The sequence below is a fragment of the Donghicola sp. XS_ASV15 genome (assembly GCF_041224595.1).
Classification (GTDB): Bacteria; Pseudomonadota; Alphaproteobacteria; order Rhodobacterales; family Rhodobacteraceae; genus Donghicola.
Genome location: NZ_JBGFGN010000024.1, coordinates 1 through 2209 on the forward strand (window position 1 = coordinate 1; position 2209 = coordinate 2209).

The following is a 2209-nucleotide window of genomic DNA, read 5'->3' on the forward strand; positions in this document are numbered from 1 at the left end:
AGACGTTGAAGTGATGATGCGGAATTAAGTCAACCAAAAGCAAGGACACTCCGGGAATGGCAGCGGCCCCTTGAGGTCGATAAGCCGATTGGAACCTCGCTTGCGGAACTCATCAGGGCCAGTGGAGGCAATGCCAAAACATAAACAGGCCGGACAGACGACGGTACTGACGAAAATGACCGCAGAAATCACCAGAAAACACTTGCAATGCAGGAGCCACCCACAGATGACAAACCCAGCACAACTCCGGGCGCGAGCATCGGAGACAAGAGCACCCACCAAAGCACTGAATTAAAGCGCGACTGCCAGCGGGTCAGAAACACAGCGCCCGCCAGCCCCAAAAGCAATGACATGGGAACGACGATAAAGCTGATCCGGAAAGAGTTTCCAAGGCAGCCCATGAGGCGGTCACGATCCAGAGCGCGCAAAACGTCATCGGTGCGCAACTCTTCTGTCGGCATCCAGAAGAAACGGTACCACTTGGTGGTATATCCTTGCCAGTCCGTGACGCTCGGGGGAGAGGTGTTGTTTTACTGTCTGACGTCAGCGCCCGTGGGACAGATTTGAGGTTTTCATAACGAAGGATTTCTGGTTCATCGCATCCCCCAGGGAGCGAAGATGAACAAGAGATCCGGAACATCAAAGGACGCGGCTGACAAGCTGGTCAAAGGCATCCACCGCAAGACGCGCAAACAGTATTCTTCCGAAGAAAAGATCAGGATCGTGCTGGCAGGCCTGCGCGGGGAATAAAGCATTGCTGCTCTGTGCCGCCGTGAGGGCATCAGCAAGAGCCTGTATTACACTTGGTCGAAGGAATTTCTCGAAGCAAGCAGGCAACGGCTGGCCGGGGATACTGCCCGCCAAGCGACCTCACCTGAGGTCAAGGAGCTGCGCTCGGAATCTGCGGCATTCAAGGAGGTCGTCGCTGACCTGACCCTGGAAAACCGTCTGGTCAAAAAAAGCACGGTCGGGGATGGGGAATGCGAGGCATGAGGTATCCTGCATCAGAAAAGCTGGAGATCATTCGCACGGTCGAAACCTCACATCTCCCCGTCCGTCAGACGCTGACTATACTCGGCATCCCACCCATGATCTATTATCGTTGGTATGACCGCTGGTCCGAGGGCGGGCTTGATGCGCTTGACGATACCGCCCCCCATCCCGGGTCTGTGTGGAACCGCCTCCCAGATGAGATCCGGGCGGACATTGTCGAGTTCGCGCTTGAGCATGAGGATCTCACACCCCGAGAGTTGGCGGTGAAATACACTGATAAGAAGCATTATTTTGGCTCTGCGTCATCGGTTTACCGTATCCTGAAAGCAGAAGATCTGATCACGGCACCAGCCCACATCGTGATGAAGGCTGCCAATGAGTTCAAGGATAAGACGACACGCCCCAACGAGCTCTGGCAAACCGAGTTCACCTACCTCAAGGTGCTGGGGTGGGGCTGGTTCTACCTCAGCACAATCATCGACTACTACAGCCGCTACATCATCGCCTGGAAGCTTTGCGCGACGACGAAGGCTGAGGATGTGATCGCAACGCTTGATCTGGCGCTGCAAGCATCAGGCTGCGACAGCGCAACCGTGGTCGCCAAGCCCAGACTGCTCAGCGACAACGGCTCGTCTTACATCGCGGGAGACTTGGTTGATTGCATCGATGAAAAGGGCATGAAGCATGTCCGCGGCGCGCCCTATCATCCCCAGACCTAGGGCAAGATCGAGCGCTGGCACCAGACCATGAAGAACCGCGTCTTGCTCGAACATTACTTCCTGCCTGGCGACCTGAAACGGCAGATCGCCGCCTTCGTCGACCATTACAACAACAAGCGCTACCACGAGAGCCTCAGCAATCTGACGCCAGCCGATGTCTACTTCGGGCGCGATCAGCAGATCCTCAAACAGCGAGCGGAGATCAACCGAAAGACCATGCTCAAGCGGCGCTTGCGCCACCAAACTGAAAACGCATAAACTCAATCAAGGACGAGAAAGAGCCTCCAATAACGAAACCGCTCTGATGTCCCAAATCATCTGACGACGGACATATGCGATGAAGCTGTTCAATGTTTATTGTGAACGGCGGAGCAATACTCGGCCACGGTAGCGACGGCATAGTGTTGTCGCGGGCGGCGTAAAAGTCGTCCACTTTTGCCCTTTCGGATTTCGGGAGGGCTTGGGGATATACACCGTGGACTTGTATTTGAAGGTGC

General features: G+C 55.3%; 1 protein-coding gene and 1 pseudogene. One reads left to right on the forward strand and one right to left on the reverse strand.

Going from position 1 to position 2209, the window contains the following annotated elements:
• Positions 1 to 188: 188 nt before the first annotated feature.
• Positions 189 to 461, reverse strand: a complete 273-nt coding sequence (locus AB9K37_RS00445) for a hypothetical protein (protein WP_369835101.1) — start codon at positions 459 to 461, stop codon at positions 189 to 191.
• A 157-nt stretch (positions 462 to 618) separates the two neighbouring features.
• On the opposite strand from AB9K37_RS00445, the pseudogene AB9K37_RS00450 reads away from it, so the two are divergent.
• A pseudogene (locus AB9K37_RS00450) lies at positions 619 to 1970 on the forward strand (IS3 family transposase).
• The last annotated feature ends 239 nt before the right edge of the window (positions 1971 to 2209 follow it).